Here is a 25420-nt window from a genome sequence, read left to right on the forward strand (position 1 = left end):
TTTAAATAGATTTTAACTGAATAATCAGTTTGATAGATTGATGCTTGATTGTAATTTGGTCTGCAATATTATCATTTATTTCTTGAAACAGAAAGGAGGTTTTTTCTTTTCCTCCTTTGGTTTTTATAATTTTTTCCAATCCTTCGTTTTGAATGAAATAAAAGTAGGGTTGGTTTAAAATATGAGTTTTATAAACTGTATAATTTCCTTTTTGATAGGAATCGGTTACAGTCAGCTGTTCTTTGATTAAAGCTGAAAAATCTTCTTTTAGGATGTTTATAAACATTTTCTTATTTAAATCATCCATGATGTAATTCACCTTGAAGTTATCACCGTTAAATGAAAAGTCAAATAACTTGTTTCCCATTTCTGTTGTGAAGGCTACACGGTGATGGTTTTCTCCTATTTTTTTTATAATAAATAAGCCACCAAAAGATTTGCCGTAAACTTCAATTTGAGCTTTATAGACATAGTCTTTAGTAAGATCTGAAAAGTAGGAATTAGAAACTGTATTAACCTGAAGATCGGTTGGTGTAAGGTCAGCTTTTTTTGGATAAGAACCACATGCTAATGTGAGCAGGCATAAACTAAGGATTAAAAATCGCATCATCCAATCTTGAATTAAGAGTCCTTTGTTTAAATTCTATTTTGGTATAGTCCCCAGAGGGCTCTAACATTTTGACTTGTTCTACATCTCCTTTGTCACTGAAAATTATTTGAAAACTGCTAATGTATTCTAGAAGTTTGGAATCCTTGGGAGAGAAATGAACTTCGCTACCGTGAGGCAACGCATAATAAGCAATATTAAATTCTTGTTCATCAAACATATCTCCTTTGACACTTTTAATGATCAATTGATTTAATTGTTTAAACATTTTATTTGACCCTAAATCAACTTGGCTTTTTTTACCTTCATCATCTACAAATAAGGTTTCATTCTTAAAAATGACTGAGTATTCAAAAGGTTCAGTATAGGCCCATTTCACCAAATTTGGCGACTTGAAGCGCAGTTCTCCTTTTGTAATTATATCATTTGATAAAAAATCTAAATGTTTGTATTGAATAAAATCACTCTTTATTGTTTTGGTGGTTTCAGCTTGTTCTTTAACCAAATTTCTTAATGCTTCAGCTTGTGAGCTACTCATTTTGGTTTGGCCATAAACCGAAAACATCATGAAAAAGAAAAGAAAGTAAAGGTTACGCATAAGCTTCCAATTGACATAAGGAATCTATAGTGACAGATTCCAAATTTTGTTGTTGTAAAAATAACAATAACTGTTCCAAAACACGAAGGGTTTTTGCGCTGCTGTCATGAAGTAAAATAATATCACCTTTTTTAAGGTCTTTGGTTATTCGCTTCAGAATGGTTACATCACTCAAATTGGTAGTATCAAAAGAGCGTTGATTCCATCCTATGGAAGTCAATCCCAATGCTTTTATAGCCTTTTTAATGTTTGGGTTAGTTACACCAAATGCAGGTCGGTATAATTTGCAATGCAGTCCTCCATGTTTTTTAATAGACTGATTGGTCTCTTGAAGTTCTGTTAATACCTTGGTAAATCCAAAAAAACCAAAGGTATTGGAATGGGAGTAGGTGTGATTTCCTACCGTGTGACCGTCTTCAATTATTGTCTTGAAAAGGTCTGGATGCTGATCTATATTTTTTCCAATACAAAAAAAAGTGGCTTTTGCATGAAAGCTTTTTAAAAGGGCTAACACCTGTGGCGTAAATTCTGGGTTTGGGCCATCATCAAATGTAATAGCAACTTGGTGTTTTTTAATATTTGGATTGGAATTGACAGATTTAAAATGATAATTCCAGCCTATTAAACCCGATCCCAATGCTGTTAGAATAAGCCAAATGGTAATTATTGGGAAGATTAACCACAATGGATTCCAATTTAAAACATAACCAAGAAGTAATATTATAAGTAATAAAACAGTGATGATATTAACTGTTTTAAATATTAGCATTTTTTAAGTAAAGTGAAACTATGATTTTCCCCACGATACTGATTATACAATAAGACGTTGTCAAATTGAACTGTCTGAGTATGATTTAATTTTATGACTTCAGGAACCGACTGATGTTTTAAAATGTTTGACGCTAGCCAAAAACCAAAGGAAGATACGGTGTTAAACTCCCCACTTAAATGTTTGAAATAAACTTGTTGTGTTTGGGTGAATAGATCTTGAGCAAGTTCATTATAGTAATCATCAAAATCAACATCCCCATTGTTTCCTAAAACTAGTAAATCAATGTCATTGGCTTCTATGTTGTTTGCCTTTAGAAAGATATTTAACTCTGATTGCAGCTGATCTTTTTCTAAGGTATTAAAAGTTTTAGTGTCGAGAACTTCAGCATACGAAGTTTCACCTTTTTCACTGGAGAGCACAAAAAAATTAGCACCTTCACCAAATACAGCACCCGGTGTTTTAGAGGCTAAAAGTTGGGAAGATTTTACTTTTTCAGCTTTGATATGCTTGATAATCTGATGTATTTTTACGGTATGATCTCCTAATTCATCAACTCCTCCTATAAGGATGTGATTAGCTTCATCCTCTTGAATTTGCATCAAAGCATCTAACAAAGCTGATTCAAATGAAATGGCAGCATGTACATAAGTGAAGTTGTAACCTTTACATTGAATTTCTAAAGCTATTTGACCGCCAACGGTATTGTGTGTCGATTGAATGAATGGTGTGGGCGTTAAAAACTGTTCGTCATTGTCAATAATAGCACTAACAAATTTCTCAGAATCTCTTACACATCCCATTCCTGTTCCTGTAATAATGGCATCCACATTATGGATACCAGCCTCGGTAAGGGCTATTTTGGAAGCCACAATTCCCATTTTGATACCTTTAGCCATTCTTCTGGCGGCAGCCGGTGGGATGTAATCCTTATAAACAGGATCCAAGGCATGGATTACATGATCTTCATGATCAATAACATCTTCCAAAAAACTGCCGTCAAAGGTCTTTTGGGTAGAAATAGAACCAACACTATTTACATATACTTGCCTCATGATTATGGTTCTTTTGAAAATATAACGGTAGAACAATTCCCTCCAAATCCCAAAGAATTGGAAAGTACTGTCTTGATTTCTTTTTGTTTAATGCTCAATTCGGGAGTAATGTCAAACTCCTTCATGGGTGTTTCAAAATTGAGATTGGGATAAATCACATTATTTTGTAATGCCAAAACAGAATATACTGCTTCAATTCCTCCAGCAGCAGCTAGGGTATGTCCGGTATATGCTTTGGTAGAACTAAAATCGGGTACACGATCTCCAAAAACCCTTAGTATGGCTCTTCCTTCTGAAAGGTCATTGTTGCCAGTAGCTGTCCCGTGTGCATTTATGTAGTCAATATCTTCAGGATGTAGACCCGCTATTTTAAGGGCTTGTTCCATGGCTAGGGTAGCACCATCTCCATCGTCTGAAGAAGCGGTTTGGTGAAATGCGTCATTGGCATTCCCATAACCCTTCACATAAGCTAGGACAGTTTTGTTTTCGGCTTGAACAACTTCGTCAGATTCCAATACCAAAAACGCAGCAGCCTCCCCTAAATTCAAGCCTTTACGATTTTCGTCAAAAGGTGTATTGTAGGTGTCTGAAAGAATCATCAACGTTTTGAATCCGTTGATGGTAAATTTTGATAAACAATCAGACCCGCCCACCACAACGCGATCCAAACGGCCTGTTTTAATTAAACGGGCACCCAACATTATGGCGTTTGCAGCAGAAGAACACGCCGTACTAATAGTAGTAACCAAACTGCCATCTATACCAAGTTGTTCTGCTATTTTTTGAGTAGAATCTCCCGCATGATGACCATCAATATATTTCTGGACTTCAGGATTCTCTAAATACTCATAAAAATACCTTTCAGTCATATCCATACCACCAACACTGGTGGCTGAAATTAAACCAGTTTTGTACTGAGTTATATCAGAAATCCCAGCATTTTTAATAGCCTCTTTCGCGGCTATGACACCTAGTAAAGCGGTTCTCGAATAATTATTAGTTGCGGGTAATTGCAATTGTTCAATAAAATCATCATTGGTGAAATCAATTTCTCCTACCATAATGTCATTGACATGGTTCGTTTGGATTTTTTTGACTCTTCCAATGCCCTTTTTTTTATCGATTAAGGACTGAAAATTCTCTTCCACATTGTTTCCAATGGCAGAAATAATTCCCATCCCAGTAATAGCAACACCTTTCCCCATAAATGAATTACTTGGTTCTGTGTTCTGAAATATAAGTGGCCATGGTATTAATGGACTCAAAGATGGAACGTCCTTCTTTTGGATCAGTTAATTTGATACCATAATTTTTGTCTAACATGACAATCAATTCCAAAGCGTCTATGGAATCCAATCCTAAACCATCGCCAAAAAGCATATCATCATCTGCGATATCTGCTGGAGACATATCCTCTAAATTCAACTGCTCAATAATGTTCTCCTTCAATTCTTGTTTTAAAGCGTCCATAGTTATTTCTTGTATAATTTGTTAATCTCGTTTATTGTGTGTTCGTAGCTTCCATTTTTGGAAACCAAATATAAAAATGCTTCATAAGTGTCATTATCAACGTCAACCCAACCACACAAAACTTTTTCTGCTTGTTTGGATTGTATTAAACTTTGACTGTAATGATACAGATGTTCAGCATTAAAGTTGTCAAAGATAAAAAAACTATTTTCAGAATAGAGTTTATATTTAATGCTGATCTCACCCAAACAAATATTGGGTAAAGTATAGACAAATACAGCCGGACTTGGGTAGTAATTGTCTTTATTTTGAATAGATTCTTGGTGGCTTCTATCCGTATTTAAACTAGAAGCCTTGTTTGAAAAAATAAGTGCAATATTTTCTTCATTCTTGGGTTGGACACCTTCATGTTTTAAAAGGATGTCTGCCGCAACCAATGCCAATTTGCTTAAATCATCCATTTTAAAAAACTTAGGATAGGCAACACCACATTGTTTGTACCCCAATTTTATAAATTCTGAAAAGGGGCCGTCTTGAGAAAATAAATTTTCCCCGTTAAGTTTAATTTGATTGTCCTTAATCTGGATATAAGATGATATGGCTAAGCTCCCTTTTGTCATTTAAGAGGATTTCTTGCAAATATACATGGTGTGATATTCTCCTAAAGGTAAATCTTTATAGATCTCCAATCCAGCTTGCTCAGCTAATTCCAAAATGTCTGTTGACTTGTACATTTTGCTATTGCCGTTGGCCATAACTGTAAAATATAAGGAGGTAGCTTCCAGCACATATCTAGAACTGTCAAAACGTTGTCTGTCTGTATAGGTTTCCACAATCACCAATTGAGTATGATCATCCATAGAAGCCACACAAGTGGATAGAATTTTTAAAATTTCTTCCTTTGAAAAGCAGTCTAAAAATTGGCATAGCCAAATGGTGTCAGCTCCTGTAGGTATTTTTGGATTATCCTTTAACCAATCTATTTCATACCCTGTTATACGCTCTTCAAATCCCTTTTCTTGAGCGTTTTTGAGAGCCATTTCCAGTTGACCTGGTAAATCAATCATTGTTACTTCAACCTGTTCATCTTCTTCACAACATGCTATTGAGAACTTGCCAGTATTGGCTCCTATATCAAAGATTTTTCTGGGTTTGTTTTTAAGTACCTGCTGAAGTGCCAATCTAAAAATGTCATCCGAATAATGGTGGTCAAACTCAAACCAAGATTTTTGAACATCAGAAGGAAGCTTGGATAGGCCTTCATAAATGGTAGGCCAAGACCCCAATTCTTTTAATCCTTCGGGTTGCCCATTTTTGATAGCATCTTCTAAATGAAACAGCCCTTTATAGCATACATCTTGAGTGAAATTCACATTAACATTGACCGTTGGGTGATAGGCGAGGAAATAACCCGTTTTTGTCAATTCAAAATGGCCTAATTCGTTTTTTTCCACAATATCTGAACTTTCTGCCATTTCCAAAAGCACACCCAATCCATACTCACTTAAAGATAAAGTTTCAGCTATCTCGGCCATTTTAGCGCCTCCTTTTTTACGATGCTTGAATATTTCATCAAAAACTCCCAAATTTCTTAGGCAGACGACAGATTGAAATAGGAATGGAGCCAAAGCAATTTTATGGGCTTCATTTAAGGCATCTAAAGCTTTTACGGCGGTTTTTGTCATAGTGTATGTTTTTTGAAAACAACAGCTGTATTGCAACCTCCAAAACCTGAGGCTGTTTTAAGCATGGTTCGTAACGGTGTTTTTTGTGTAGATGTTATAAGATTAATGGGTTTTGAAACACCAAGGGTATCAAAACCTAAAGATTTATAAAGTGTATCATTTTTTAATGAATGAACCCCAACAATGGCTTCAAGCAAACCAGAAGCACCAAGGGTATGTCCGAAATAACCTTTAAGACTATGGGTTGGTACGTTTTCCAATCCAGATCTGTTAAAGGCAATGGCTTCCATTTCATCATTATATAGGGTCGCCGTTCCATGGGCAGAAATAAAATCGATGTCTTTGGCCGAAATTTGTGACTGTTCCAAGGCCGACTGAATGCTTCTGAATAAACCTTCACCCGTTCGGGAAGGTCCTGAAATATGATTGGCGTCGTTGCAGGAAGCTTCTCCTATAATCGCAACAGCATCTTCTGATAATAATTCTATGTCATTTGTAACCAATGCGCTAGCAGCAACTTCTCCGATATTGATTCCTTTGCGATCTTTATCATAAGGTTTGCAAAGTTCGTCACTAAGGGCTTGAAAGGAATTAAAACCTGACAAAATAAATTCGGTAACCAAATCACCGCCAACTACTAATACATGGTCATACATGCCTTGTTGGATGTACCTTTTGGCCGTAGCCACTGCTAAAATCCCTGAAACGCATGCGTTAGAAATAACGATGGGAGTCCTAGTTATTCCAAAGAAATTTGAAATGGAATTAGCCAAGGAGCTCAAATAGGCTCTTTCTTCAGGAAATGAATTGTCTGTATCAAGAGCATCTACATTTCCTTTTGTAGTTGAGACAATCAATCCAACACGATCGTTTATTGATAGATTTGATTGGGTGATGACATCATTTAGAGAAAGAATCATCATTCTTTCTAATTTGGTATAGTTTTGTGGACTCCCCAAAGATTCAAAGGCCTCATTTAAGAGGTTGTTATCTATCAGTGATGAATAAAAAGGCTGTGGAAGATAAGTCTTGTCTTTAATTAAAGATAAACCAGAAACTTCCTTTTTAATTTGTTCAACAACGACTTCACTTGAAAATCCCAAAGAAGAAATAATATTGTTATATGAAAGAAATACCTTATTCATCTAGCAATCCTACACTTTTCTTCCATGCAATAAAAAAATCTGGAGGCGTGAGCCAAAGCTCTCCTTCCCCAATTTGGTCTACAAAAACTTGAACGGTTTCTCCAGTACAAACAAGCTCATCATCTTGATTGAATACTTCATAACGAAATACCATTTTGGCTGCCGGACTATCTATAAAAATGGTTTTTATGGTCGCAATATCACCATAGCGTAACGGTCTTTTATGATCGGTACTTGATTTTATGATCGGAGTGGCAAAGCCATATTTTTTTTGATCTAAGTAGGAAATACCGTGATGTCTTCCAAAATCTTCCCTTCCATCTTCAAAGTATTGAATATAGTTTCCATGCCAAACAATTCCCAATGGATCGGTCTCTACAAATCGGATACGTACTTTACTGGTATGTGAAATGATAGGTTTAGACGGCATTTTTTCTTTCATTATAAACAATAGCAATTAAAGTTGTCACCAAAAAAAAGATAAGTAAGGTGAAAATTTCAGGTAAAATATCCAAAAATGAAGCATTACGCAAGAAAACATCATAAAAAGCATTAAGCCCCCAATTCATAGGTGAAATATGAGATAGTGTCTGCATAAATTTAGGCATTACAAACACTGGAACCCATACACCTCCCAAAGCTGCCAAAATTACCACAAAGGTAGCTCCAAATGGCGCTGATTGTTCTTGGGTCTTGGCAATGGTTCCCAATAAAAGCCCCAGACCTATGGCTCCTAACCCAGCAAACAATGCCACGACAAACAATAGTGGTAAACGTCCAGATACATCCAAGGTTGGTAAACCTATTTTTGGGAAAAGAAACACCCCAATCATCAACATAAGCATGAACTGTATCAGGCAAACCAATAAATAAACCAATGTTTTTCCTCCCAATACGGTAGCATAAGACACAGGATTGGTTCGGAGTCTAACGAACGTTCCTTGGTTTTTTTCCTTAACCAAATTGATGGATAAAGGGACAATGATGAAGAAAATGGCAAATAGGGACCAAGCCGGAACATTATGTTGCACCGAATTGGGAATCATTTCTTTTTCGTCTTTTTCTGGGAGAACTTCTTTAAAGCTAATTAAGCTTTTTGTATCAAAAATGACTTCTTCGGGGTCATCTGATATTTGTTCTTGAAAAGCTTTATAAATGGATTCGGTTTCAATTTTAGAGATCATCTTGTCAATCCCGTTCTTCACCGATGTCTTAAAGGTAATTTGAGTGGCAGGATCAAAATAAAGACGAACTTCTTTTATTGCAATCTGTTTTTTGGGAGTGGTATCTGTGCTATCAGAATCCATAGAAAATTTAGCCATAATACCTTCCACATTTTGATCTACTTGGGCCTGTAGTTCCTCAGAAAGCTCCTTAGGAATGACAATAGCCATTTGATATTTTCCCTTAAAAACCAAATCCTTGGCTTCATCTTCAGAGGTTTTGGAATGGATTTCAAATGCGTCGGATTCTTTTAGACCATCCAGTATTGTTTTAGAAACATCACCTTGGTCGTTGTCAACTACCAAAATGGGAATGTCAATATTTTCGATGGTTTTGAAAGAGCTATCCTGAATTAATGTAATGGTTACAATTAGTACCAAAGGCATGATAAATAAGATAGCAATACCCCCAATGTCTCTGGTAAGCAACAAAAATTCTTTATATGCAGATGCCCATAATTTACGCATGATCCCTAAGTGCTTTACCTGTTAAGCTTAAAAAGACATCTTCCAGATTGTGAGTTCCTTCATGGTTGGAAATAAGGTCTTTTGGTTTTCCTTGGATAATAATTTTTCCATGGTCAATGATAGCCACTTCAGTACAAAAATTTTCGGCCTCATTTAAATGATGGGAGGTGTAAATGATAGTGGTCCCATTTTGATTCAGTTCTTGTAGAAATTGAATAATCGCATTCTTGGATTGGACATCCACACCAACGGTGGGTTCATCAAGAAATAACACTTTGGGATGATGAAGAATACTGGCAATCAGGTTGACTCGGCGTTTCATTCCTCCTGAAAACGTTCGTATTTTTTTATGTGCAAAAGGGAGCAAACCTAATCGCTCTAAGGCAACATTTATTTTGTTGGATAAATCCTTTCCCTTCAAACCATACATACTTCCGAAGTACTGCAAGTTTTCAAAGGCTGTTAGAGTCGGGTATAAGGCGTATTCTTGAGGAACAATACCTATGAGTTGTTTTAATCGGTTTTTATCATGTTGATAATCCAATCCATCAATTTTGAAAGTCCCAGAAGTAGGTTTAATCAAGGAGCACAAAATAGAAATGAGAGTTGTTTTTCCAGCGCCATTTGGTCCCAAAAGACCAAAAATTTCCTTTTCATTGACGTGCAGGCTCAAATTGGATACCGAATAATAATCGGCGTCCTTATATTTTTTTGATACCTGGTCAATTTGAATCATAACTACTAGATAGCTTTTCTTAATTTCTTAAAGAATTGTTCTTCCCTATCTGCTATGACGTCCAACATATCGGCCACTTGATTGTAGGCATCTGTTTTCGGACTTCTATTTTTATATATGCGGGAAGCCTCCAGTGCGAAATCCCTCCAAGCATCACCGATGCTAGTCATTTCTTTTGAAAGTTCGGAAAGTTTTTGGTTGCCCAAAATTTTACTGGATTCTTGTAAAAAAGCTGCAAAGATGTATCTAAAGCCACCGCCGCCAGTTCCAATCTCTTCCTGCATTCTTACGACCTGTCCCAAATAGTGGTTGGCCACTTTGGTGCCTTTCTTTTTGGGCCATTTTCTTATCAGTTTGGCTATCATGCGAATGCCCTTGACTCCTACAATGGGTACAGGGGCCAACATATCCTTACAGGTTTGTTTGATGCCTTTTATGATGGCTTTTTCCAAATGTAATTCCTTGGGGAAGGCAATAGGGTAGTACATATGTCCTTTAGGAGCAAAAGCACCTTTTGCAAACCGGACTTTCTCCAATTGCTTATCGGTAAGTGTTGTGACCGTTTCCATAACGGGATCACTAATAAGATACGTGTCTCCTTCCTTGCCATAAACCACCATATTGTGGGCGTTGAAATGAAAGCGATATTCATCTGGAAAATAAAGTAGGTTATAAACACCTACTTGCAATCCAACAGGATTATTTTTTTCAAGATTTTCATCCAATCGAGCCTTGGCCTTGACTGGGTCTTTAAATTTTTCTCTTTTAATTTTAATACCCACACGATTGGCAAATCGTTTAAAAATAAATCCTGGCATCGCGCGATATGTAATGGCAGGTGCATGATTGACCATCAACAATGGAACATAGCAGAAAAGCAATCCAGATCCAATTCCAAAAACCATGGGTTCACTTACTTCAAATCCATTGTGCTTCATTAAATTGGATACCACACCATTTTCACAATGTGCCGATTGATGGTGCGTAAAATCAATTTTCATGCAATTCGATATTTTTTAATTGCTCAATGCTCACATCAAAAGCATCAGCATATTTTTTTAGAGTTTTGGTAGATAGCCTTTTAAAAACATTAGGTTTAAAATGACGTTTTACGCGCCATTGCCACATACCAACATAACTGGATAAGATACCTAAATCCATTTTATGGTATTCCATGTAGTACTCAATAGGGCTAACATCGTTATTCAAGACCCTATTTTTGGCTGCTGCAACACGTTCATTAATATCTTCAATGGCTTGATTAAGAGCGATGGTTTTAGGGGTCCAACCACTACTATTTACCGTGGTATACTCCCCATTCTCATCCACAGCATAGCACAATTCTTTAAAATTGGCAGATTCTAAATTACTTTTATCTTGAGGTACTTCATTCTTCTTCATTTGCTCCTATGTTAATTCTTGAATCACTAAATTCAATTCACAAGATACTAATTCTTTGTGGTCTTGGACAATTTTACATTGTAACGTACAGATGCTAAATTCTTCTGTGTCAAAACGGGAAATTAACTTGGCATCGGTAACTATAGTAGAGTTAACTTTTGGTAAAGAAAGAATGGAAACTTTTTTAATTGCGCTAATATATCCAATGAGTTTGATGTCATCGGCATCGTTGCCATCAAAATAGGTTTTCCCAACAATTGAAGAACAAGTCTGGGCAGCATTTTCTACGAGCCCAACTTCATTAAAAAAACCATTTTCAGTAAAAAGACAATTTTCGGTTACATGAAAAGAGGTCGATACATGTTGATCATCAATTGAAAGTACATGATCAACCATTAAAAAAGGTTCACGATGTGGTAGAAATTTGGTGATATCAAGATTGTGAATCTTATCCATTATCAGCAATAACAGTTTTCATTTCGCCTGAGGCAATTTCCTCTTGGTCAACGTTTAATACAGTTACGTTAACCATAGTTACTCCCATTATTTCGTGTAAAATACTAACTTTTGTAGTTATGGTCTCTTTGATGGATGGAAGTTTTTTTACTGCTATTTTTTTTATGGATCCAATATATCCTGTGGGTGCATCTTCTCCTTTTAGAAAATAGGCATATCCAGTATGAAGCGCCACCGTCTGGGCCATGTTCTCCACCAATCCAGGTTCTTGTAATTGACCGTTTTCAACAAAAATGTTGTTTTCTGTAATCGTAAAGGTGGAAACAACTTCTGTTTCAGAGAAATGTTCCAAAGAATTCACCATCACAAAAGGTGATTTTTGCGGAATAAGATTTGAAATATCAGTAATTGGGAGTTTTGACATCTAAACCACTGTTACTAATGCGACAGAATATGCAAATCGGGCACTTTCAGGAACAGATAAGAGTATTTTATCTCCTTTTTTCAACTTTCCAGAAGCTACTAATTCTTCAAGCATGATGTAAATGGAACCAGCACCTACGTTTCCAACACGTTCCAAATTCATGAACCAGTTTTCCCATGGAATTTCTACACCACCTTCTTTCATCTCTTTATAAAGTTGCTCTTTGAAATAGTAAGAGGAGATATGAGGTAAATAATAGTCAATTTCTGATGAAGACATTTGGTGTTTTTCAAAAAGCATTTGAAGGGTTTCAACAGCTTTCTTCAAAATAAATTTACCAAGAAGCTTAACATCTTGCTTCATGGCAAATAGCGATTTTTTGCTCCATTCATTAGAAGGGTACTCGCTCCAAGGTTTTAAAAAGCCGTCTTCCAATTTATCACCGCCAGCATACATACAAGCTTCAATCTCATGGGCGAATGAAGTGCCCTCCATCCATTCAATTTTTAAAGGGCAATCCCCTTTGGGTTCGCTTTCCAATAAAAAGGCTCCAGCACCATCTGATAACATCCAGCGAAGAAAATCTTTGTTGAAAGCTAATATGGGGTTGTCTTCTAGGTTTTCTAAATGCTTGAGTTCGTCTTCAAAAACATCGGATTTCATCCAAGAAGATGTTCTTTCAGATCCAGTTACAACAGCATTTTGAGTTTGTCCACATTTCACCGAAAGGTATCCAAATTTCATGGCGTTCATCCCAGAACAACATGCTCCAGAAGGAGAGTTGATTTCAATATTACCATTTTTCAGAAAACCATGTACCATGGCTGCGTGTGAAGGTAAAATTTGGTCTGGGCTTGACGTACCGCAGGAAAGCAATTCGATGTCTGTGGTTTTGAAGTTGTCATCACACAATCTTTCTACAGCCTCTTTAGTCAATTGGGCATTATTATGTGTAATATTCCCATTGTCGTCAATCGCGTAATATCTCGTTTTGATTTGATTGTTACGCAATACAATACGTCTTCCCTTTGAGTGTTGGCCGTTTATTAAACCTAATTTGTCTTCCATTTCATCGTTAGAAATAGGGCGATTAGGTAAAAATTTAGATATGCGTGTTATATAGACTTCCTTCATTGTTTATTCTCCATTTAAGGCGACTGATGAATAATAGCTTTTTTGTTTACTATACCTCTTTTGCAAAGGTAAATAAGTCAACAAAAATAAAATAAAAACTATTGGGGATATGACCCAAATTGCAAATAAAAGGTAAATACTGAACATTTTTACCAATAATCTTCTTTTTGATGTATTTTCCTTACTATTTCTTAGAATTATTTGGGACCATTTTGAGAAAATCTTATTTCCTTTTTGATCGGTTAAAATTAAAAAGGATTTAAGCGAAACAGCACCTTGTTTTAATAAACTGGGTTGTAAATTGGAAAAGTCCCCACTCAATAAATGGTTTAAAATCGTTTTACTAAATCTTACGGAATGGTCAATGTCCTTTTGTTGTACACCAGGTTTAGGAAAGATTCCTAAATACTTTTTCTTTTCACCAGAAAACATCCATTGGGCAATAGTGATCACACTGATATGATTTAGGTGATGGTCTACCAATGCAATGTTGCCAACTAACTGGGCTTTCAAACTAGTAAAATGAACTTTCATCTTTTCCTGGGCCATCATCCATAAATTTCGACACCCAATAACAGTAACTACTGGGGTGTTTTTGAAAAGCTTCTTGGCGTCATCTGTTGCTAGAAAAGATATGGTGGGTAGAGAAGGGGTTAAATACCAAATTTGATATCCCAAAATAATCAGGTCATATGAGGTATTCAATATGGTTTCGGAAACAGGTTTTACGGCTCTTGGTTTCTGACTATAGGTGTCAGGAAAAGCTCCATAGAAGGCTTCTCGGGACCAAGGAAAAGGGAAGGGGTCTTCCATTTCAATTTGGTGATAATCTATTTGAACTTGATCATGGTTCTTGAGATCCGTAACCACGTTATTGACTATTTCTGTTAATTGTCCAGATTGGGAAAAATGGATGACTAAAACGTGTTTCATTAGTTTTTGAGGTCTTTATTTGCACACCAAAAATCAAAATAGTTAAACCACTGCAAGGGGTATTTTTTAAGCATCCAAGTGACACTTTGTGTGTATTCTTCAAGAAGGCCTAAAGCATCTCTATGTTTGGTGTGCGATTTTCTGGTGTAAAGGTGATAATGGGTATTGGTTTCTTTCATGACATACACAAACAAAACAGGAACATTTAATCGGGATGCAAGCAAAAAAGGTCCGGCAGGAAATTTAGCCTTTTTACCCAATAATTCATGTTCTAAAAATTTTGAATTTTCAATATAGCGATCTCCGGTCATACAAACAATTTCATTCCTTGCTAAAGCGGCATTAATTTCAAAAATGTGTGATAAATCTTCTTGAATAAGAATGAAATTGATATTGGATTTTTTGGTCACACTTTCCAAATAATCTTTGATGGCGGAATGTTCTACATCTGTGGTGAGAAGGCTTATGGATGCGTCTTCTTCTAGATCTCCAAAAAAATGTTCAGCTATTTCAAAATTTCCAACATGAGCGCTAATAAGAACCCCTCCCTTTTTAGCTCTTAAAGTTTCTTCAATGAGGTGCATGCCGTCAAATTCATAAGTGAATTTTTCCCGAAGCCCTGAAGAAATCGCCACTTTATCAATGATGGTTTGCCCAAAAACGTAGTAGCTTTTAAAAATGCTAATTAGACTTTTGAATTTGGAATATCCTAAGCGTTTGTGAAAGTAATAATAGATAGCCTTAGAACCATCTAGTGCAAAGAAAACAAAATATGTAGCTACAAAATTAAGGACGAAATAGGCAGACCCCAATCCTAGGTTTTTCATACAAAATACAAATATTTTGTAACCCAAAACCGTTCCGCGGGATTTACCTTTCCACTCAGTAGCCATACAATATTTTAGGGGCTGTATTTAGCTTAATTTTCTTTCTATAAGGTTATAAAAATCTTCAAGGGATTTAACCCCTACAAAGTCTTCTCCTACCAATTTAACACCAAAATTAGATTCAACAGCTACCACTAAATCTACAAAATCTAGACTGTCAAGTTCCAAAGTGTCCTTTAAATTGGCTTCAGGTGAAATATCTTCACTTTCAACCTCAAATTCATCTATAAGAAAGTCGTTTATTTTCTCAATAATAACTTCTTTATCCATTGCTACACCAACATTTTTTTAATAATTAAGGCGGAATTTGTCCCGCCAAATCCAAATGAATTGGACAAAAATACATCAAATTTTTTATCTAGCGTTTTGCTCACCAAATTTAATTTTGAAGCGGCTTCATCTGGAGTTTCTAGGTTTATGTTGGGAGCGATAAAATCGTTTTGCATCATTAGCATGGAATAGATAACCTCACTGGCACCTGCCATCCAACACTCATGACCTGTCATGGATTTGGTGGAACTCACATAAGGTCCATTTTCACCAAATACTTCAAAAATAGCTCGTGCTTCATTGGCATCTCCTACAGGAGTAGAGGTGGCGTGGGCATTCACATATTCAATATCTGAAGCTTTAATGTTTGACTGTTTCAAAGCCATTTCCATTGCTCTGCTTGGACCATTTACATTGGGAGTTGATATGTGGTCGCCATTAGAAGAAAAGCCATAACCCAATACTTCTCCCAAAATGGGGGCGCCTCTTTTTACGGCAGATTCATAAGATTCTAAAATAAGCGTTGCAGCTCCTCCACTAGGAACCAGTCCATCTCTGTTACTGTCAAAAGGCCTAGAGGCTTGCGCTGGGTTTTCTGTATTGGTTGAGAACACTCCTAATCCGTCAAAACTACCCATGGCAATGGGATTAATTTCTTGGGCTCCACCACAAATAATGCATTCTTGCAAACCTGCTTTTATAAGTTGGTAAGCCATTCCAATGGAATGGGATCCGCTGGCACAGGCTGCACTGATAGTAAAATTGACGCCAGTCAGTTTGAAGATGGTGGAGAGGTTCATGGTGACCGAAGAATTCATACCTTGAAATATGGCTCCAGAACCTACTAATGTTGTGTCTTTTTTATCTCTTATTTTGTCATTGGACTCTACCACAGATTTGGCTGTACTGTCATTGCCATAAAGGATACCTACCTCATGGTTGTCGATAAAGTCTTGGTCTATCCTAGAATTTCTTAAGGCTTCAATAGTAGCCATATAGGCAAATTCAGTTTCCTCACCCATACTTATCCTTTGTCTTCTAGATAGCATGCCTTTTAAATCGGGTCTATTGACCATTCCTGTAAGCGGTGATCGGTATCCAAAATCTATTCTTTGAGGATCTATGACAATACCAGATTTACCTTCGTACAAAGACTTTTTTACTTCCTCCAAATTTTCACCTATACAAGAATAAATACCCATTCCTGTAATTACAACTCGCTTCATGTTCCCTTTATTTATGAGTAAATTCCACCATTAATATTAATGACTTCTCCAGTAATATACGATGCTTTTTTAGAAGCTAAAAAGGATACGACGTGGGCAACTTCTTCAGCCTCTCCAAATCGGTTCATTGGAATCATGTTTTTTAATTCTTTTTCATCCAATTCTGCAGTCATATCAGATTTAATAAATCCGGGAGCTACTGCATTAACAGTGATTTTTCTTTTGGCTACTTCTTGTGCTAGTGCTTTGGTTGCGCCAATCAAGGCACCTTTAGCGGCCGAATAATTGGCTTGACCAGCTGTTCCCTTCACACCAGAAACTGAGGCAATGTTAATGATTCTTCCGTATCTATTTCTAAGTAATTTCTGAATGAAGAAGTGGGTTACATTATAGAATCCATTGAGAGAGGTATTAATAACAGAATTCCAATCTTCTGATGGCATCCACATAAACAAACCATCTTTAGTGATTCCTGCATTGTTAACTATAACTTCTACGATAGCATCAGGATTATTGGTTTGCCAAGTGTCTAAGGAAGAGTTTACTTGTTCGGCATCTGAAACATTAAATTTTAATATCTCACCAGAATTTCCTAAAGCTTCTACCTCTTTTAAGGTTTCTAATGCTGCTTGTTCGTTACTGTTGTAATTAATAAGAATATGATAGTCGGTATCTTTTGCCAGTTGGATGCAAATTGCTCGTCCAATGCCGCGAGAACCGCCTGTGATTAGGGCACATTTCATTTATTATAGTTCGTTTAGTTTATTTAAATAATTCTAGGTTTTCAAACCATGTATTACCTAGGACTTCACCGTTGGGTTTGATAAAAGCCCATTCTTTTTTCAGTTTGACTCTTGATAAGCCATCAATAAAGCCTTTGTCTTCTGTGGCACCAAAAAGGGCGCCAAAATTTACCGAGGAAATATCGTACTTATCCTCAATTACTAAGTTGCCTTTTTTATCAATAAATCCCCATAATTTAGATGGTTTAACTGGCGCTAATCCATCTTTACTAAAAGTCTCAGCATCCTTGAATTGATAGTCAATAATTACTTGGCCATTGGTATCAATATACCCCCATTTTTTGTCTTTCATAACAGGGGCTAATCCATTGCTAAAATCTTTTACTTTGTCAAATTGGGGTTCAATAACCCAATTACCTTGAGTATCTATAAAACCCAATTGACCATCTTTTTTTGCAAAGGCAAGACCTTCAGAAGAGGTGAAATCCCAAATTTTTTCAGCGCCTGGAATCTCTTTAAATTGACCGTCAATTATTAAGCCTTTAGAGGATCCCATTTCAGCAACAACAGGGCCATTGGAAACTTGACCTATTCCATCATATTCTGTTTTTACCAGATAGGCTCCAGTTTTGTCAATCAATCCCCATTTTCCACCTTCCAATACTTTAGAGTGACCATTTTGAAAAGGGAACACTTTTTCAAACTTAGGCTGGACAACAACCGCTCCTTGGGTATTTATAAAACCTACCAAATCTCCATTTCTGATGATGGCCATTCCATCACTAAAATCATAGAATTTATCCGTTTGTACTTGAGCAAGTGTTTTATTTCCAGATTTGTCAATGTAAAACCAATCATCGCCATCGGTAGCTAAAGCAATTCCAGAGTGAAAAGCCTTAACATCTTTAAATTGTGGTTTGATCACCCATTCTCCTTTTCTATTGATGTATCCCCAAGATTTGTCATCATTCATGGCTTCAGCCAAATCATCTGAAAAACTTTTAGCGTCCTTAAATTGGGGTTTAATGTGCCATTCTCCAGAAGTGTTGACAAAACCAAATTGACCGTCTGTTCTGGCAAGTGCTAACTCTTGGCCATGACTGCTGAAAACAGCGATCATGAAAATAAAAAAGAATACTCGAAACATGATTAATAGCTTTTAATGATTGATGAGGTACTCCTTAACTTTATTGACATAGGGGTACATCACAACGTCTTTGGTAAAGATAGGGACTATATTCCTTATCTCATCATATACTTTACGTGTTTTTGAAGAAACCTGATCTTTAACATTCAGATATTCAATAGCTTGAACGATAGTTATCAATTCAATGGCAACCACTTCAAATGCATTCTCTATGACTTTTTTTGTAATAAGAGCCGAGTTGGTTCCCATACTTACTATATCTTGATTGTCATTGTTGTTAGGAATACTGTGCACATACATTGGGTTTGACAGCATTTGGTTTTCTGCCGTTGTAGAGGTTGCTGTAAACTGCACTCCCTGCATACCAAAATTTAATCCAAGTTGCCCGAGATTAACAAATGGAGGTAGCATGTCATTTAAACGCGAATTTAACAAGTAGTTTAGCTGTCTTTCAGAAAGCATACTTAATTTGGCAACAACCATTTTAAGTTTATCCATTTCCAAAGACACATAATCACCATGAAAATTCCCGCCGTGGTAAACATGTTGCCTTTCCACATCCACGATAGGGTTGTCATTTGCAGAATTCACTTCTTCAATTAGAATTTTTTCCACGCTGTTTAAGGTGTCTAGGACAGGACCTAAAATTTGGGGAACACATCTTAAGGAGTAATATTCCTGGACTTTTTCTTTGAAGACAGAAACATCTTCGTTTTTAGAATATAAATGATGTTCTCTTTTTCTGGTTAATTGGCTATCTTCTAAATGCTCACGCATTTTCTTAGCAATTTCTCTTTGACCGATATGCTTCTTAGACTCGTTTAGCTCAAAGGATAAATGGTCGTCATATGCTTTCACTATTTCATTAATAGCAGCAGAAGAAGTGATGGCCCAATCCAGTAATCTTCTTGTGAAAACGGTATTGACCAATCCAATTCCAGTCATTACTGATGTTCCGTTCATAAGTGCCAGCCCTTCTCGTAATTCTACAGAAATAGGTGTTAACTGTTCCTTTTCAAAAACCTCTTTGGTGGGTTGGTAACTTCCTTGGTAAAAGACTTCGCCTTCGCCTATTAAAACTAAGGCCAAATGGGCCAATTGAACCAAATCACCACTGGCTCCAACACTTCCGTGTTCAAAAATCAAAGGGGTAATATCTCTATTGATCAACTCCGTCATCAACATAACTGCTGATTTATGAATTCCAGAATTACCAAGTGATAGGGTGTTTAATCTAGCAACCATAGCAGCTTTCACATAGATAGGAGGAATCGGGTTGCCAGTCCCAGAGGCATGACTGCGTATGAGGTTGTACTGTAATTCATTACGCTCAGAATCCTTGATTTTGTATTGTGCCATAGGACCAAACCCTGTGTTTACCCCATATATGACCTTGTTTTCAGAAAATTCTTTAAGAAAATTAAAGCTCTTTTCTACAATCTCTAAAACAGAGTCATCCAATTGAAAATCTTGTTGTTCAAAAATGATTTGATAGAATTCCTTGATCCCTAGAGTCCCTTTAAGTGTCAGCATTAATATTTATTGGATTTTTTTTGTGAAAAATTTAAATAACTTGAACTAAAAATAGTTAATTTGGATTGCAAATTTAATATAATAAATGAATTATATAGCTGATTGATTATGATGGATGTGCAAGTAGATGTGTTAATTATTGGTGCTGGTCCTTCAGGATGTGTGGCAGCCTCTTATTTATTTAACCAAGGCCATCGTGTGAAAGTGGTTGAAAAGAGCCATTTCCCGAGGTTTGTAATAGGTGAGAGCTTGCTCCCTAGGTGCATGGACCATTTTGAAGAAGTTGGTTTGCTAGATTGCTTAAAGGAACGAAATTATGAAGTTAAGGCGGGAGCCCGATTTCTTAGGGATGATGTGGTTTGTAATTTTGATTTTAGCCAAAAGCATACCGAAGGATGGGATTGGACTTGGCAAGTACCTAGAGCCGATTTTGATCACACCTTGACTCAAGAACTTATAAAACGAGGCGTAGATATTCAATTTGGTCATGAGGTATTGGATGTACAAATTCAGGAGGATGGAAGTTCGACAACCCAAATAAAGAATGACCAAGGAGAATCCTATCAGGTAAACGCTAAATTTATAGTCGATTCTAGTGGTTACGGTAGGGTGCTTCCTCGCTTGTTGGATTTGGATAAACCCTCTTCCATTCCAGAGCACTCCTCTATTTTTACTCATGTTAAAGATTTAAAGCGCCCAGAGGGAAGAGAAGGAACCCTAATTACCTTTGATGTATTGGATACAGATACTTGGTTTTGGGTTATCCCTTTTTCAAATGGTATTACCAGTATCGGTTTTGTTGGAAAAAATGAATTGATAGATTCATACAGCGGTCCTAATACTGAACGAATGAAAGCCATGTTGAAGCTTACAGAATATTACCATTCTAGGTTTGAAGGTTTGGAGTTTGAGTTCGAGCCCGTTTGTATTAGAAATTATTCCAAAGCCGTTAAAAAGTTTTATGGAAAGGGCTTTGTGCTAACAGGCAATAGTGCCGAATTCTTAGACCCTGTGTTTTCTTCAGGGGTTACTTTTGCTACAGAATCTGCCTTACAATCGTCTAAATTGATTTCAAAAGAACTAAATGGCGAGACCGTAGATTGGGAAAAAGACTATGCCGATTACATTAAATATGGCGTAAATGTATTTGCTACTTATGTGAAGGAATGGTACACGGGTAATTTACAGACCTTGTTTTTCCATCGTCCTGAGAACTTAGAGGTTAAAAAACAAATATGTGCGGTATTGGCTGGTTATGTTTGGGATGAAACCAATCCATTTGTAAAGAAACATGATCGTATTGTAGCCAATTTGGCTCATGTGATCGATATGCAAAAAAAAATGAGCGAATAGATTTCTATTCGCTCATTACATCTTCTTTATCAAATAAATTTTATTTGTTGTTTTTGTACATATGCTTTGTCAAGGCTCTTGCAAAAATGATATAGGCATCAGCAATTCTTTGTCCAGAATTGAAATCAAATCCCCCATTTCCTTGTCCTTCAATTTTTGTGTAATCCACTGAAAAAATTACATTATCAGGAGCATCATTTTTATAAACGCTTAAGGTCACTTCAAGTTTTGAATTATGTCTTACCACACCCACATTATAACCTGGGTAAATGAAGGTAGTATGAATTTTCATGGTATATTCTGCATTGGGTAAGTCTTTCCCAACTTTTACAGCGCCATCTTTATATCTGTCGTTGAACGTATTAATGAAATTTGGCTCGTAAAATTCTTCTCTGTCTGAAAACCAAGACTTTTTAAAAGCCTCTCCTGTTCCTGGTTCTTTTTCTTCTCTTTTTGCCATTTTGTCTTTTAAAAATTCTTCCTCAGAATCATATTTAGGAATGGTTAAATCAGAGTAATCAAATACCACATTATAGGCGGTAATACCTTTAAGGTTACTCCAGTCTCCTTTGGTCACCTTAGCCTTTTGCGCAGTTAGGTTAGTTGTAATAAATAAACTTAGGGCAATAAATAATAGTTTTTTCATTATAGATGAATAGTTTAGATTAAGTCTCAAATCTAAACAAATACCATTATAGAAAACAAGTAGGAAATAGATTATTTCAAAGAAAAATATGAAGATAACTCCTAAATTTTCATTGTATTTTTAACCTTTGAATTCAAGGTTGAATTTACATGAAAATTAGTCATTCATTTTTCCTTCAATCTCGTTAGAATAGATTTGATGGTCGCCAAAACTAAATTTCACTCTAAACTTGGTATTATTGGTGCCCTTGTTTTGCCTTAAAGTAGAAATGGCAATTTCATTTGGAGGTAAGTAGAACTGGGTCAACCCGGTCCCGCAATCGTACATCAACGGACTTTCAATTTGCATCCAGTTTCCCAAAGAGTCTTGAGCCTCTGTTACGATAGGTAAAATCTCTCCAAATCCAATGCTCAAAGTATCATTGCTTTGGTTTCTAATAAATATAGGGTAGGATTTTTTATTGACTCTCCGCTCGGGTTCTTGTTCATATTCCCATACACCCATTGGGAATCCAATGGTTTGCGAGGTGTCAATATAGATTTCTAAGTCATCGACTTCCGGACTTCTGTATTTGTTCCAATCTTCGACACGGTAACCAACCTTTGCAGTTTTGTAATAAGGTTGGATGGAGTCGTTCATTTTACCAATATAGACTGGTGAAAACTGTGCCTCACGACCCAATAATAGGGTGTCTAAAACCAGGGTGTTGTCAAAACGGTCATGAAGTACCAAATCTGAAAAGACTAAGTTTTTTGATCCTTCAATATCTTCAGATGATTGTTTCTTCTCGTTTTGGCAAGCGGTTAAAACAAGAAACAGCACTATTATGGTTGCGACAAATTTCATTTTTTTGATGTCTTTATTTTAGACACTAGTTGGGTTAACTAATTGCTTCAAGACGGGTTAAAGTTAGTGATTTTTGGGTTAGTATTTAATTTGCCATTGGAGTTAACGATTCTCTGTAGGTTTATGGACGTCTTTAGCATGGTAAAAGGAAAGGGTTTATCTTAATATTTATAACATATTACCCACTGACCTTAATTCGTTTATATTCTGTCCTGGTTTTAGTCAGTTCAGATTTTTTATTAATGTAAAATTCAATTTTCTCCTCGGTGATTTTTACAATCCATTTATTTGGTCCTCTAGAATTGCATCCCATTTCTTTTAGAATGTATAAATCATTTTCTTTGATGACATTACCACTGATACTTATAATATTATCGCCCTTGTAATACTTTTTCCAATTATTTTTATCAACATTAAAACTTTTCCAAGAAAAAGTTGAATCTGCTTTTATGATTAACTCTGAAACGCCATATGGATAATTAACACCTTGGTCATTGCCATGTGTTATATAAACTTTGTCATTTTCAATACTCTGGGATTTTAAATTAATTAGAAAGAATAACAATATAATTGGTAGCTGTTTCATTTTTTAGGTCGTTTTTTTAAAGTTCCATCTTCGTTAATAAATTCAAATTGATGAGATAACTCAATTATTTTACCTCCTTGTTGAATAAAAGAACCAAACAATCCATTCCAACTTTCAAAATCAGAATCCGATTTAGAATCCCATCTAATCATTCCATAAAAATTAGCTTTGTCAAGTTCAGACTTAACCACAATTCCGAATTCGCCATTAAGAGAAACTTTCATTCCAATTTCAAAATCGTTTTTCATTTTTTCAGCTTGTGAAACGGTTTGTATATAGTTTAGTTGCGTGACACGAGCACGCAGTGCGAACTGGCGTAGCAAAATCCGCAGGATTTTCGGGTTAAGAAACTAAGATAGTAAAACCGTTAGGATTTTCCTTACCGAAAATGAGAAGCAATAAATTATAGCCAATATTGCCAGGAGTATTTATTTTTTAATTACCACAATAGCTTTATTAACTATCAAACTTGGATTTTTTGTAGTTTTAAGAATCCCCTTAAAAGTATATTTTCCATCTTCTTTAATTTTTAACTCTTTATTTTTCCCAGTAAAACTCCATTTAGTCTTTTTTCCAATTGTTGATTTGATTTCTCCAATAGTTATGTTTTTATTGGTTGGGTCAAATTCCAGAATTGCAAAAGGTTCGTCATTTTTGTAAACTCTGAATCTAAACAGAAAAGATTCTTCGCCGGAATATTCAAAATCCATTTCTGACCAAAAAGCAATTTTATCTCCTTTTTTTAAATTTAAAGTAGTCTCTTTTTCAAAATAATTTTCTTCGCTAGTACTTACTTTATTGATTGGTAACCTGGCAATTTCTTCTACAGTTAATGAATCACACGAGGTTAAAAGCAAAAATGGAATTAAAAATAGTAAGATTTGTTTCATAGGTTATTTTTATATTACTGGAAACGGTTTGCTTAAGGGTGGTTGCGCAAAAATCCTGAGCAATTTGGGTTATAAATTGTTGGCAATTGAATTTTATTCATAATTTCCAAATAATGGATAATTATCATTTTTGTATCCAAAAGATGTCGTTGTTTCAAATGTCTCGTCCTGAAATATGGCTACAGGTTAAACATAGTTTTAAGCACCTAATTCAGCCACAATGAGCTATACACGGTGTTACAAATAGTTTTTATTTAATATGTTTATAATTTACAATTAAACTATCCATAGTAATTGTTTTTAAGACTAAACCATTTTTGTCAAATATTACTTTACGTGAATAGCTTTGCTTTTGATTTTCTCTATCTATCCAGCTGAAAATTGTTAAAGTCGAATCAAGTTTTTTGTTAGAGTAATAATAGTTGGTTATTGCATTGGAACTCAATGATGAATCTTCGTTATCACTTGGTTTGTATAATATTTCTTTCGAAGACAATAAGTTCAATTTTGTGTCGTAATCGTATTTTGTAGTGAGCTTTTTACCCTTTCCATAATCGTTATTCTGATATTGAGAGGATTCTAAAATTTTACCATCATTTTTGAATTTAAAAATAGCTGCTGGTTTTAAAATATCCTGTTTTGAAATTCCAATAGAAGGTTCAGTATAATACTTATAGAGGATTAAACTATCGCTATCAAATTCATAGCGAAAATTGAAAATAGCTTTAAAATCAGTAAAGAATATTTTTTGTTTTTCAAGGTTTAATGAGTCGTATTCATATTCTTCATTTATGCTATACATAAAAGATTTTCTCCATACGTTTTTAATATTTCCACTTCTGTTATATTCGATAATTTCAATAGTATCGTTTTTTTTATAAAGTGCTGTATCAAATCCCGATATCAAAAAAGTCTTCTTTATATCATTCTTTAATATACTCGCTTGATTGAAATCTAAAAAGTCTAATTCAGACATTTTTAATGTTTTATCATTACAACTGAACAATGAAAAAGTTAATATTATTAGTAGTAGGCTTTTCATTAAATTAATGGCAACGGTTAGGCTCGTATGTTTACAAATCTATTTAATTAAAGAGTTAAAATAGTAAATTTCTTACTAAATAACAGACAGGCAACAATAGAAGGGACAGAGGGGTTTTGGCTAGATACATTGTTGATATCGCATCAT

The 25420-nt window shown here is 35.6% G+C and carries 31 protein-coding genes; 1 reads left to right on the forward strand and 30 read right to left on the reverse strand.

The window, feature by feature from the left end; translation table 11 throughout:
• Position 1: 1 nt before the first annotated feature.
• From lolB2 to flxA, 24 genes are read right to left on the reverse strand one after another with little or no spacing between them, the layout of a single operon-like run.
• Positions 2-607: a flexirubin biosynthesis protein LolB2 gene (lolB2, locus tag LOK78_RS05110; protein WP_502243832.1), complete on the reverse strand. Its 606-nt coding sequence runs from the start codon at positions 605-607 to the stop codon at positions 2-4.
• On the reverse strand, positions 588-1205 hold the full coding sequence (gene lolA2, locus LOK78_RS05115; RefSeq protein ID WP_232634097.1) for a flexirubin biosynthesis/transport protein LolA2: 618 nt from the start codon (positions 1203-1205) through the stop codon (positions 588-590). Before lolA2 ends, lolB2 begins: the two co-directional genes overlap by 20 nt.
• Positions 1198-1974, reverse strand: coding sequence for a polysaccharide deacetylase family protein (locus tag LOK78_RS05120; RefSeq protein WP_232634099.1), 777 nt, complete (start codon positions 1972-1974; stop codon positions 1198-1200). Before LOK78_RS05120 ends, lolA2 begins: the two co-directional genes overlap by 8 nt.
• Positions 1968-3029 carry a beta-ketoacyl synthase N-terminal-like domain-containing protein gene (locus tag LOK78_RS05125; RefSeq protein ID WP_232634101.1) on the reverse strand — a complete coding sequence of 354 codons (1062 nt, stop codon included), beginning with the start codon at positions 3027-3029 and terminating at the stop codon, positions 1968-1970. The genes LOK78_RS05120 and LOK78_RS05125 overlap by 7 nt, the downstream gene beginning before the upstream one ends.
• 2 nt (positions 3030-3031) lie before the next feature.
• On the reverse strand, positions 3032-4234 hold the full coding sequence (locus tag LOK78_RS05130; RefSeq protein WP_232634103.1) for a beta-ketoacyl-[acyl-carrier-protein] synthase family protein: 1203 nt from the start codon (positions 4232-4234) through the stop codon (positions 3032-3034).
• A gap of 7 nt (positions 4235-4241) precedes the next feature.
• A complete protein-coding gene (locus LOK78_RS05135; protein WP_053970645.1) occupies positions 4242-4499 on the reverse strand; it encodes a phosphopantetheine-binding protein in 258 nt (85 codons plus the stop codon).
• A 2-nt stretch (positions 4500-4501) separates the two neighbouring features.
• Positions 4502-5119, reverse strand: coding sequence for a beta-ketoacyl-[acyl-carrier-protein] synthase family protein (locus LOK78_RS05140; RefSeq protein ID WP_232634105.1), 618 nt, complete (start codon positions 5117-5119; stop codon positions 4502-4504).
• A complete protein-coding gene (locus LOK78_RS05145) occupies positions 5120-6184 on the reverse strand; it encodes a methyltransferase (RefSeq protein WP_232634113.1) in 1065 nt (354 codons plus the stop codon). It lies immediately after the preceding gene.
• Positions 6181-7329 carry a beta-ketoacyl-[acyl-carrier-protein] synthase family protein gene (locus LOK78_RS05150; protein ID WP_232634115.1) on the reverse strand — a complete coding sequence of 383 codons (1149 nt, stop codon included), beginning with the start codon at positions 7327-7329 and terminating at the stop codon, positions 6181-6183. The genes LOK78_RS05145 and LOK78_RS05150 overlap by 4 nt, the downstream gene beginning before the upstream one ends.
• Positions 7322-7771, reverse strand: coding sequence for an acyl-CoA thioesterase (locus tag LOK78_RS05155; RefSeq protein ID WP_166956500.1), 450 nt, complete (start codon positions 7769-7771; stop codon positions 7322-7324). The genes LOK78_RS05150 and LOK78_RS05155 overlap by 8 nt, the downstream gene beginning before the upstream one ends.
• Positions 7749-9020: an ABC transporter permease gene (locus tag LOK78_RS05160; protein WP_232634116.1), complete on the reverse strand. Its 1272-nt coding sequence runs from the start codon at positions 9018-9020 to the stop codon at positions 7749-7751. The genes LOK78_RS05155 and LOK78_RS05160 overlap by 23 nt, the downstream gene beginning before the upstream one ends.
• Positions 9013-9756, reverse strand: coding sequence for an ABC transporter ATP-binding protein (locus tag LOK78_RS05165; RefSeq protein WP_232634118.1), 744 nt, complete (start codon positions 9754-9756; stop codon positions 9013-9015). The genes LOK78_RS05160 and LOK78_RS05165 overlap by 8 nt, the downstream gene beginning before the upstream one ends.
• Positions 9757-9761: 5 nt before the next feature.
• A complete protein-coding gene (darH, locus tag LOK78_RS05170) occupies positions 9762-10757 on the reverse strand; it encodes a BtrH-related acyltransferase DarH (RefSeq protein ID WP_232634119.1) in 996 nt (331 codons plus the stop codon).
• Positions 10747-11157 carry a flexirubin biosynthesis protein DarG gene (DarG, locus tag LOK78_RS05175; RefSeq protein WP_166956491.1) on the reverse strand — a complete coding sequence of 137 codons (411 nt, stop codon included), beginning with the start codon at positions 11155-11157 and terminating at the stop codon, positions 10747-10749. Before DarG ends, darH begins: the two co-directional genes overlap by 11 nt.
• Positions 11158-11163: 6 nt before the next feature.
• A complete protein-coding gene (locus LOK78_RS05180) occupies positions 11164-11613 on the reverse strand; it encodes a hotdog family protein (RefSeq protein ID WP_232634121.1) in 450 nt (149 codons plus the stop codon).
• Positions 11606-12037 carry a hotdog family protein gene (locus tag LOK78_RS05185; protein ID WP_166956488.1) on the reverse strand — a complete coding sequence of 144 codons (432 nt, stop codon included), beginning with the start codon at positions 12035-12037 and terminating at the stop codon, positions 11606-11608. The genes LOK78_RS05180 and LOK78_RS05185 overlap by 8 nt, the downstream gene beginning before the upstream one ends.
• Positions 12038-13171: a dialkylresorcinol biosynthesis protein DarB gene (darB, locus tag LOK78_RS05190; RefSeq protein ID WP_053970634.1), complete on the reverse strand. Its 1134-nt coding sequence runs from the start codon at positions 13169-13171 to the stop codon at positions 12038-12040.
• A gap of 3 nt (positions 13172-13174) precedes the next feature.
• Entirely contained in the window at positions 13175-14104 is a 930-nt protein-coding gene (locus LOK78_RS05195; RefSeq protein WP_232634122.1) for a dialkylrecorsinol condensing enzyme DarA, read from the reverse strand.
• The gene (locus LOK78_RS05200) at positions 14104-14997 is read right to left on the reverse strand and encodes a lysophospholipid acyltransferase family protein (protein WP_232634124.1); all 894 of its coding nucleotides are present in this window, start codon (positions 14995-14997) and stop codon (positions 14104-14106) included. Before LOK78_RS05200 ends, LOK78_RS05195 begins: the two co-directional genes overlap by 1 nt.
• 21 nt (positions 14998-15018) lie before the next feature.
• Positions 15019-15261, reverse strand: a complete 243-nt coding sequence (locus LOK78_RS05205; protein ID WP_053970631.1) for an acyl carrier protein — start codon at positions 15259-15261, stop codon at positions 15019-15021.
• 2 nt (positions 15262-15263) lie between these two features.
• Positions 15264-16487 (reverse strand): beta-ketoacyl-[acyl-carrier-protein] synthase family protein, encoded by a 1224-nt coding sequence (locus LOK78_RS05210; protein ID WP_053970630.1) that lies wholly within the window; start codon positions 16485-16487, stop codon positions 15264-15266.
• Between the two features lie 11 nt (positions 16488-16498).
• The gene (gene flxB / locus LOK78_RS05215; RefSeq protein WP_232634131.1) at positions 16499-17230 is read right to left on the reverse strand and encodes a flexirubin biosynthesis SDR family reductase FlxB; all 732 of its coding nucleotides are present in this window, start codon (positions 17228-17230) and stop codon (positions 16499-16501) included.
• Between the two features lie 19 nt (positions 17231-17249).
• Positions 17250-18377 (reverse strand): WG repeat-containing protein, encoded by a 1128-nt coding sequence (locus tag LOK78_RS05220; RefSeq protein ID WP_232634138.1) that lies wholly within the window; start codon positions 18375-18377, stop codon positions 17250-17252.
• A 12-nt stretch (positions 18378-18389) separates the two neighbouring features.
• The gene (flxA, locus tag LOK78_RS05225) at positions 18390-19910 is read right to left on the reverse strand and encodes a flexirubin biosynthesis tyrosine ammonia-lyase FlxA (RefSeq protein WP_232634139.1); all 1521 of its coding nucleotides are present in this window, start codon (positions 19908-19910) and stop codon (positions 18390-18392) included.
• A 108-nt stretch (positions 19911-20018) separates the two neighbouring features.
• Between flxA and LOK78_RS05230 the strand changes: the two genes are divergently transcribed.
• Entirely contained in the window at positions 20019-21263 is a 1245-nt protein-coding gene (locus LOK78_RS05230; protein WP_232634141.1) for an NAD(P)/FAD-dependent oxidoreductase, read from the forward strand.
• A 40-nt stretch (positions 21264-21303) separates the two neighbouring features.
• Here LOK78_RS05230 and LOK78_RS05235 read toward each other — a convergent pair whose 3' ends face one another.
• The 6 genes from LOK78_RS05235 to LOK78_RS05260 all read right to left on the reverse strand — a co-directional run bounded on the left by LOK78_RS05235 (position 21304) and on the right by LOK78_RS05260 (position 25207).
• Entirely contained in the window at positions 21304-21909 is a 606-nt protein-coding gene (locus LOK78_RS05235) for a hypothetical protein (RefSeq protein WP_232634143.1), read from the reverse strand.
• 156 nt (positions 21910-22065) lie between these two features.
• Positions 22066-22755 (reverse strand): hypothetical protein, encoded by a 690-nt coding sequence (locus tag LOK78_RS05240; RefSeq protein WP_232634145.1) that lies wholly within the window; start codon positions 22753-22755, stop codon positions 22066-22068.
• Positions 22756-22933: 178 nt separating this feature from the next.
• Entirely contained in the window at positions 22934-23341 is a 408-nt protein-coding gene (locus tag LOK78_RS05245) for a hypothetical protein (RefSeq protein WP_232393527.1), read from the reverse strand.
• Complete coding sequence (locus tag LOK78_RS05250; RefSeq protein ID WP_232393526.1) at positions 23338-23589, reverse strand: hypothetical protein; 252 nt, start codon at positions 23587-23589, stop codon at positions 23338-23340. The genes LOK78_RS05245 and LOK78_RS05250 overlap by 4 nt, the downstream gene beginning before the upstream one ends.
• Positions 23590-23769: 180 nt before the next feature.
• Positions 23770-24231, reverse strand: coding sequence for a hypothetical protein (locus tag LOK78_RS05255; RefSeq protein ID WP_232634147.1), 462 nt, complete (start codon positions 24229-24231; stop codon positions 23770-23772).
• 250 nt (positions 24232-24481) lie between these two features.
• Positions 24482-25207: a hypothetical protein gene (locus tag LOK78_RS05260; protein WP_232634149.1), complete on the reverse strand. Its 726-nt coding sequence runs from the start codon at positions 25205-25207 to the stop codon at positions 24482-24484.
• Between the last annotated feature and the right edge of the window lie 213 nt (positions 25208-25420).

Source organism: Mangrovimonas futianensis (assembly GCF_021245805.1).
Classification (GTDB): Bacteria; Bacteroidota; Bacteroidia; order Flavobacteriales; family Flavobacteriaceae; genus Mangrovimonas; species Mangrovimonas futianensis.